Below are 8815 nucleotides of genomic sequence, written 5' to 3'. Positions count from 1 at the left end.
AATTAACCAAACCAATTATTGCATCTATTGCCCGAAGGCAATATATTTTAGAGGCACTATCTGTAGCCAGCTTTTAGAGAATTGGTATTACTCAAGGACAATATTTAATCAATGGCAAAGGAGCCTTCAAAGAAGAATTTGTTACCTGTGGCGGTGTCAAGCTCAAAGAAGTCAACTTCAAGACGATGGAAAGTCGATTAGTTCCTGGTCTTTATTTTGCCGGAGAAATCTTAGATATTGATGGTGTTACTGGTGGGTTTAACTTCCAAAGTGCTTGGACAACGGGTTATTTAGCAGGTGTAGCAATGGCGACTAGCCACGAATAGTCTGCCGCTCCAAAATTGATCAATTTGGAGTGACACAAAGACGCGGAAATTTTTCTCCGTGTTAACCTCAGCGCATTTACCAGTTCTTTAGGAACAAGCGATCGCTACTTAACTATATTTACTTATCAAAATTCACACTAATCCTCCAGCATTTCCCACCTTGCGACTCTACATTCACACCAGCCACCCTAGAGAAGACAAACTTGTGCGGGTGTATTACTTTTTTTATCAATAATGTATGAACACTGATAAAAATACTGCGTCTGAAATTAGGTTACAGGGAAGCCAGTATATGCTGTATGGCTTTCCAGTGCTTAGTATTCCTGATGAGGAGCGTGCTGTAAAATACTTTAGCCTCAATCCATTTTTGCCAAACGCTCAGAACCGTTGCCCGATTGAATGTGCTTATTGTGTCTGTCATCAAGACCGTGAATGGCATCATTATCCAGAAAATTTTCAGGATGTTTCAGCCCCGATTGACCTACTCCATCTTTTGCTAGACTACATTTTTGCTACCCAGGAGGGACAAAAGGGTTTTCCGATTTCATTATGCGATTACTCTGACCCTTTTATTCCAGTCCATCGAGAACGTGTACTATCAATTTTGGATGCACTTATTGACCGGAAAGCTGCCAACATCGTTTACATCACCACTAAAGTCCATCCTGGTCAATCTTTTTTAGAGCGTCTCAAAACAACTTTGGAGCGACCTCATTCACTTCGAGTCACTGTCTTTGTTAGTCTACCACCCTTGAAACCAGGCTATGAGCAAGCTTCAATTCAGAGCCGAGTAGAGTTGCTGCAAGATTTAGTAAACCTTGGTATACCCTGTTGTTGGTATCTGCGTCCACTGGTTGAAGAATGGTTTGATGAAGCTTTAATGTGGCAATTAGCACGGACACTATTGCCCCATGTTTCCCGTCACGTTATTCTGTCTGGGCTTGTGATATCTGAAGAGATTGAAGCGAGTCTGTTAAAACAGGAACTAATCGTTCCAGAATGGGATCGTACACAACCAGGACGTAAACAATACTTGTCATTGGAGTTCGAGTCAAAACTGCGCTCAATTCTCAGCACTGTCGCTAGCGAGCAAAATATTTCTCTCGGCCCGGTGATGGGACATCGGCTATGCGGTACTAACGGCAATCATGCATACGGCTGCTTGATTTGCGCTAAACAAAACCGTTATTGCCAGCTTTTTCAACTTCATCACTATGGTGAAACCATCGCTACCGAAGATAATCAACGCCTCAAGACACTATTGAGACAAGATTCTGTGAAAGTAAGCTCACCACAGCCATCAACACAAGAATGTCACTAAAGTAATCCAACCTGAAGTGAATTTAGAAACGGTCTAATTGCTTCACCGCTACGCGTCTACAAAATTATTGTATTGGAGCATAAAGAGGGAAAATTATCTTGCGATTGTAGATCAATTTTGAACACACCCAACAATGAAATTCAGCGAAATCCTCCGTCAATTTGGTGACGCGGCCACCAATCATAGCCTGACTAGCAATCCAGACCAAGACCTAGAAATTACAGGGGTAGCAGCCATTGATGAAGCTACCAACGGTACGATCAGTTACGTAGAAGGTGCAAAATTTGGGTCTTTTGTCGGCAATACCAATGCTAGTGCTTTAATTTTGCCCCAGGACGAAAAATTACAGGCGCTTGCACAAGAAAGAGGTATTGTCTGGCTAGCAACCCCAGATCCACGATTATTGTTTGCCAAAGCGATCGCCCTTTTTTATCAACCATATCGCCCTACCCCAGAAATTCATCCCACCGCTGTGATTCACTCCACCGCAAAAGTTGGTAGTGATGTTTATATTGGCCCTCATGCTGTGATTCAACAAGGGGTAGAAATTGGCAATGGTGCAATCATTCATCCCAACGTGGTGATTTATCCAGATGCCAAAATAGGCGATCGCACCACCTTACACGCCAACTGTACCATCCACGAACGCACCCGCATCGGTGCAGATTGCGTCATTCACAGTGGTGCTGTCATCGGTGCAGAAGGCTTTGGTTTTGTTCCTACCCGGACTGGTTGGTTCAAAATGGAACAATCAGGCTATACAGTCTTAGAAGATGGTGTAGAAGTTGGTTGCAACACTGGTATTGACCGCCCATCTGTCGGAGAAACACGGGTAGGTCGCAATACAGTAATTGATAGCTTAGTGCAAATCGGTCACGGTTGCCGAATCGGTTCCGGCTGTGCGATCGCAGGTCAGGTTGGCATGGCGGGAGGTGTTAAACTGGGAAATCGCGTCATTTTAGCTGGACAAACAGGAATAGTCAATCAAGTGAAGATGGGAGATGGGTCGATGACATCTGCTCAAACTGGAATTCACAACGATGTTGCACCAGGAGAAGTTGTCTGCGGAACTCCAGCCCTTCCTTACAAACTATATCTCAAGGTATCTGCTGTTTATGGTCGCCTGCCAGATATGTATCAATCGTTAAAACAATTGCAACGTAAATTCAAAAATAGCAATGATTAATTTTATCTAAACTTCTATTTCTCCCACCACCAATCTGCGTACAGATGTGGTGGGGGTCTGGTGAAGGTTTAGATGAATTTGATTTGGGTGTGGCAAATACATTCTCAATCGGGAAAATTAGCGATCGCTAATTACTAAAAACAGTTAGGTAGTAAATGTAATCCCAGGAGTGATAGCACTCAAACTGACATCTTCAGCTGTAGCAATAACATCGCCGAAAGCGGGCGCTCCGAAGAAGATAACAGTATCTAAGATAGATGAGTCATTCGTAAAAGTACCAGTACTAAACTTTTGCTGTACGAATGTGTAATCGCTAGCCAAACCGCGAAGATTAAGCTTGTCCCCATCTGTTAGAGAGAAATCTGTGATAATAGCATGACCAGCTTGCCGATAAGAGTCACGTAGGCTGAACGTATCAACAGATTGAACCCCTTGAAATAGGACTCCTCCGGTTAAAACATCTATCTCTTTGCTATTAAAGCCACCACTACCAAGGAGAGTATCATTACCTGCGCCTCCGAAAAGAGTATCATTGCCAAGATCGCCATCTAGGCGATCGTTACCAGCGCCTCCGTTGAGATTATCATTGCCTAATCCACCCGATAGTACATCGTTACCGCTACCACCTAGCAGAATATCTGCACCATCGCGACCATCAAGAAATACGTTAACATTTTGGTTGGCGCGACTGGCATCTATGCGATTGCTGCTATCTCCTCCTTGGATTGTGACGTTTTCAATATTTTGGAGGGTATCAGTACCAGTGGCTGAATCATCTAGATTCGCAAAGGGGCCAAATTTGCCACCTTTGAGTTGGCTTTTGTTTGGGTCATTGACAAATGAGAATAGCTCAAAATTATTGTCGCCCTGTATGAATAGGGAGTCCTCACCTCCTCCCCCGATGTATTGGTCATCACCCGCTCCATCAAAGGCACTATCAGAAAAACTATCCCTCCCCGCTCCACCTTGGAGGAAGTCAGACCCTTCTCCACCATTAAAATTATTGTCGTCATTTCCACCGATAAGGGTGTCATTGCCATTATTGCCACGCAGGAAGTTAAATCCTGTTCCTCCTACTATACTGTCATTACCATCACCACCGTTGATCTGGTCAAGACCACGGCTACCGATGATGGTGTCATTACCTGTACCACCAAAGAGAAACGTTCGTCCTGACAACAGAGCCTGAGACGCATTAATCGTGTCATTACCGGAGGTACCAGTGAGCCTAACATTTTCAACCTCAGAAAACTGGTGGGCTAAATTACCGACAAACAGCTGATTATTGGTCAAGAAATAATTTGAGGCTCCCTCAACACGCACCTCGTCCTCATCTGCACCGCCAATCAGGGTATCGCCAACATCACCTATAGCCGGAAAGTTACCGTTTTGAGCGATGAGAATATCCTTACCCGCACCGCCATTAATGCGATTGTTTCCAGTCCCACCTATAAGAGTGTCATTGTCATCACCGCCGTTGAGAGTGTCGTTACCCGTGCCACCATCAAGGGTGTCTCTGTTGAATCCACCATCGAGGAAATCGTTACCAAGTGACCCTGATAGAGAATCATTGCCAAAGTTGCCTATTAAAGTATCATTGCCCGCACCACCAAAAACCGTATCGTTACCCGTCAGAGCATCGATTTTATCGTTGTCCCCATTAGCTATAATTCTGTCATCAGCAGGAGTTATGCTTCCACTAATAATCGCCATAATTTTGAGTTTTCTTTGATTTGGTTATAAGTTTGTGTATTATTTCCCTGGTTTAGAGTTTGGACATTTCAACAGCAAAGCTAGATTTGCCCAAAATCCAATTAACTGCGGTTGCTGTTATTACCAGATTGCCTTTTGGACTCAGGAACGTAAATATGGGTAATTTAAGGAGTTTGATTCCCAAAAATTAAATGACAAAAGAGGTCAATTTCAGCTGAGGTAAGAAAATTTAAGGTGAGTAATCTTTGCTGATCCAGGTAAGCGATGAATTACAGCCATTTGAATAGAGTTTGGTGAAAAATCTGGAAAGTTACGAATTCAAGTTGTAACTGAATAGATCAATAGTTGTTATTCATCCTTAAGCAATGGACTTTGAAACAGCATTCAAAATCTTAGATACAGCAGTTTTTGCCCAGACAAAAAGACATCTCAAAGATATTGAAGTAACAATACTTCGTAGCTCTTGGCAAGGAAAGAAGTATGACGAAATTGCCCAAATTCATGGCTACACTACCGAATACCTACAGCATGATGTTGGGCCAAAGCTTTGGCAGATGCTGTCAGCAGCATTTGGTGAAAAGGTTAGTAAAAAGAATTTTCAGGCAGCATTAGAGCGGCAACGGCTTTTTGGCACTGCCGCGTCATCAAAGCAATTGGAAGCTATTTTACAGCCCCAAAACCTGATGTCAGCTGATTCACAACTAAAAAGGGAGAAAATAATATCTCTCAATTCAGGTTTTGAAGTAAATGAAGAGCCATTACTAACTAATGAACTACCCCAACTGAATGCAGAAGCAGAATTCCCAGTAGGTCAAGTCCCTCTTACTTCTAGTTTTTATGTTGAACGCCCTCCAATTGAGGATCGCTGTTTTCAAGAGATTTTACAGCCAGGTGCCTTAATTCGTATCAAAGCATCTAGACAGATGGGCAAAACCTCGCTAATGGCTAGGATTCTTGATGAAGCTAGAAAGCATGGCTGTCAAACAGTAGCTTTAAGCTTTCATTTAGCAGATAAAGCAGTTTTCGCCAGCTTGGATACATTTTTACGGTGGTTTTGTGAAAGTGTTGGCAGGAAACTGAAGCAGCTTCATCAGTTAGATGATTATTGGAGCATTTATGGCAGTAAGGATAAAACCACTGCTTACTTTGAAGAGTGTTTGTTAGAAGAAATCGACAGCCCATTAGTAATTAGCTTAGATGGCGTTGATCGCATTTTTCCATATCGTGACATTGCCGAAGATTTTTTTAACCTATTACGAGCTTGGTATGAGTATGCTAAGTATGGCGATCGCAGTAGCGAACTCTGGCAAAAACTCCGCTTAGTATTAGTACATTCTAAAGAAGTTTATATTCCATTAAATATTAATCAATCTCCCTTTAATGTTGGGTTGAGTATTGAATTACAAGAGTTTAATCAACAACAAGTCAAAATTTTAGTTGAGCGTCATCAAGGACTAAATTGGACTGATGCTCAGGTCGAAAAACTGATGGACATAGTAGGAGGACATCCTTATTTAGTCCGGCTAGCTCTTTATCATGTTCAACATCAAGACATCACACTTGACCAGTTGTTGCAAACAGCCGCAACTGAAGCTGGAATTTACAAAGACCATCTTCGAGGGCATTTGTGTAATTTCAACGATCATCCAAGTTTAGTGGCAGCTTTTACCCAGGTTGTGAACAGTTTAGTACCTATGGAATTAGACTCAGAATCAGCATTTAAATTACACAGTATGGGTTTAATCGTATATTGTCATGACAATAAAGTAATGCCACGCTGCGACTTGTACCGCCAATATTTCCAAAATCGTCTTGTGTAATTATACTTTTTAACTAATACTAATTATCTCTGAAGATGCACATGACAAAACTCCCCTGTAGTCAGGGCAAACCAGAATAAGAGTGTAATTCACCGATATCCTGATTAGATATGACTTTCAAGAAACTAAATTTTCCGTTGAACTGGGGAGTGTTTACATCCCAAGACTCTCCCAAAAGTAAATGATCGCTTTGCAAATAAATATGTGCAACGGATTGCGATAATCTTACCAAGAATACTGGTTACTTAATACTCTAATTGGTTAATATACTATGACAAAACACTTGGGTCAATCAAACAGTACTGACAAAAGACAATTTTCCTTGAAAGCGACTGAAATAGTTGATTTTCGTGGCCTCATCACCAGTAAAAATCTGAGTAGCAGCAAGATTTTTTAAGATTTATCACTAAAAGATATTTTGTATTTTACTCAACTATGTTGGTAATATTCAAAATAGAGGTGATTTTAGAAACGGGGATGAAGAGCAATCGCCTGCAAGTAACTCCCAAAACTGAGGGTAATTCCTATATTGCAGACATACCTAACGCTCAGTTGCGCTTAACTAATGGCAATACATTTCGTCAATAAAAGCCAGTACCAGGAATTACTGAGGTAATTGTTTCCAATATTGATGCTAATAATATCCGGTTGATAGTAACTGGTGAAGCGGGTGTTCCAACAGTTGAGTTATTTGATAGTCCAAATCAGAGGTTGGTATTTGGCGTAAGTGTGACTGCGACTACTGCACAACAGCCGATACAGACAACTCCACAACCCGCAAACCAAGAGGAGCAAAAGCCGATTGAGTTAGAGGTTATTGGCACTCCTGACACAGGTTATCAAGTTCCCAGGACGAGTGTAGGGACAAAGACAGATACACAGCTTAGGGATATTCCACAAACAGTTCAAGTGATTCCTCGGCAGCTTATAGAAGATCGGGGAGCCAATAATTCTGGAGAAGCACTCAGAAACCTGGGCATAGGAGCTGCTGGGTTCCCAAGCCGCTTCAACGGTGAGTATCAAAATTCAGGAAGCTTTATCGATTTCCAGCACACTCAGCGTTACTTTGTTGCACCAGTTATCAGTTGGCAACCAGGAAAAGACACTAAGCTAACAATAGAAGCAGATTATCAAAATCTTCGACAATCCTTCTTTGAGACAGGTCTACCCGCCGCAGGGACTGTACTGCCTAATCCTAATGGCAAACTTTCACGCAGTCTATACCTTGGAGAGCAAAAGCTTGACCAAGAGAGTCATGAACTAGGGAGAATCAGCTACTACTTCGAGCATAAATTTAATGAGAATTGGTTGTTGCATAATGCCTTTCGATTCGCATTTGCACGCAACAACAGTGAGGGTAACGTGCTACCTATTAGTCTTCTAGGAGACAACCGCACCCTGACTCGCCGCTATCTTGTTTATAACCAACCACGAGTTACTAACACATATGAGCTAGATACAAATGTAGTTGGGAAGTTTAAAACTGGTAGTCTGTCACACCAATTGCTTGCTGGTGTCGATTTGTACAGCCTTATAGATATCCAAAATTATCTCTTGCAAAATCTGATTCCAATTAACATCTTTAATCCTGTGTATGGACAATATACTCTGGGTTCTCCTTCTAGACTTAATAATAAAACTAGAAAAGGTGCAGCAGGTTTTTATCTCCAAGATCAAATAGCATTAACTAATAAGCTCAAGTTAGTTTTGGGTGGACGCGTAGATATTGAGAGAAATAAGTTTACAGACTTTATTAACTCAAATAACAATTCAGATAAAACTGACACTGCATTTAGTCCTCGAATTGGTATCATTTATCAACCTATTGAATCTGTCTCGCTATCTGCTAGCTATAGTTGTTCTTTTGAGCAAGTTGGTGGTGCAGATATCAACAGCAATCCCTTTAAGCCAAGCCGTGGTACTCAGTATGAAATAGGTGTAAAAACTGATTTATTAAACAATAAATTGGTTGCTACCTTGGCTTTATATCAAATTACTAAGAATAACATTACAACTACTGACCCAAACAATACTCTATTTAATATCCAAGTAGGTGAGCAGAGAAGTCGAGGTGTTGAGCTAAATTTAATCGGAGAAATTTTATCAGGGTGGAACATTATTGCTTCCTACAATTATAACGACCCCCGTATTACTAGGGACAACACTTATAAAGTCGGGAACCTGCTTAACAATGCTCCTGAAAACAGTGCTGCTTTGTGGACTACTTATACTATTCCTAAAGGAGGCTGGAAAGGATTTGGGGGTGGCATTGGTGTAAACTATGTAGATTCGCGCTTTGGAGATTTGGATAACTCATTTCGGCTACCTTCCTATGTAACTGCTGACGCAGCTATCGGGACTTAAACAAAAATCAAGCCCAAATGTAGCCTAAACTGGCTTTATAAGAAGCAAACAGGTGACGATTAAGAGTCAACCAATCGAAAAATCT

6 protein-coding genes and 1 pseudogene are annotated in these 8815 nt (G+C 41.6%); 6 read left to right on the top strand and 1 reads right to left on the bottom strand.

Going from position 1 to position 8815, the window contains the following annotated elements:
• Positions 1-86: 86 nt before the first annotated feature.
• The 3 genes and pseudogenes from V7K89_RS30815 to lpxD form a co-directional block, all read left to right on the top strand.
• Positions 87-326, top strand: a pseudogene (locus V7K89_RS30815) (NAD(P)/FAD-dependent oxidoreductase); the annotation flags it as partial.
• A 238-nt stretch (positions 327-564) separates the two neighbouring features.
• Positions 565-1647 (top strand): hypothetical protein, encoded by a 1083-nt coding sequence (locus V7K89_RS30810; RefSeq protein WP_335194138.1) that lies wholly within the window; start codon positions 565-567, stop codon positions 1645-1647.
• Positions 1648-1780: 133 nt separating this feature from the next.
• Positions 1781-2833, top strand: a complete 1053-nt coding sequence (gene lpxD, locus V7K89_RS30805; protein ID WP_335194136.1) for a UDP-3-O-(3-hydroxymyristoyl)glucosamine N-acyltransferase — start codon at positions 1781-1783, stop codon at positions 2831-2833.
• 144 nt (positions 2834-2977) lie between these two features.
• On the opposite strand, the gene V7K89_RS30800 is transcribed toward lpxD, so the two are convergent.
• A complete protein-coding gene (locus V7K89_RS30800) occupies positions 2978-4546 on the bottom strand; it encodes a calcium-binding protein (protein WP_335194133.1) in 1569 nt (522 codons plus the stop codon).
• A 365-nt stretch (positions 4547-4911) separates the two neighbouring features.
• Between V7K89_RS30800 and V7K89_RS30795 the strand changes: the two genes are divergently transcribed.
• The 3 genes from V7K89_RS30795 (at position 4912) to V7K89_RS30785 (ending at position 8730) form a co-directional block, all read left to right on the top strand.
• Entirely contained in the window at positions 4912-6366 is a 1455-nt protein-coding gene (locus V7K89_RS30795; RefSeq protein ID WP_335194118.1) for an AAA-like domain-containing protein, read from the top strand.
• Positions 6367-6801: 435 nt separating this feature from the next.
• Entirely contained in the window at positions 6802-6954 is a 153-nt protein-coding gene (locus tag V7K89_RS30790) for a hypothetical protein (protein ID WP_335194116.1), read from the top strand.
• Between the two features lie 60 nt (positions 6955-7014).
• Positions 7015-8730 carry a TonB-dependent siderophore receptor gene (locus V7K89_RS30785; protein WP_335194114.1) on the top strand — a complete coding sequence of 572 codons (1716 nt, stop codon included), beginning with the start codon at positions 7015-7017 and terminating at the stop codon, positions 8728-8730.
• The last annotated feature ends 85 nt before the right edge of the window (positions 8731-8815 follow it).

The organism is Nostoc sp., assembly GCF_036917515.1.
GTDB lineage: Bacteria > Cyanobacteriota > Cyanobacteriia > Cyanobacteriales > Nostocaceae > Nostoc.
The sequence above is the reverse complement of the archived record's forward strand: the minus strand, read 5'-3'. Positions and strand labels throughout refer to the sequence as shown.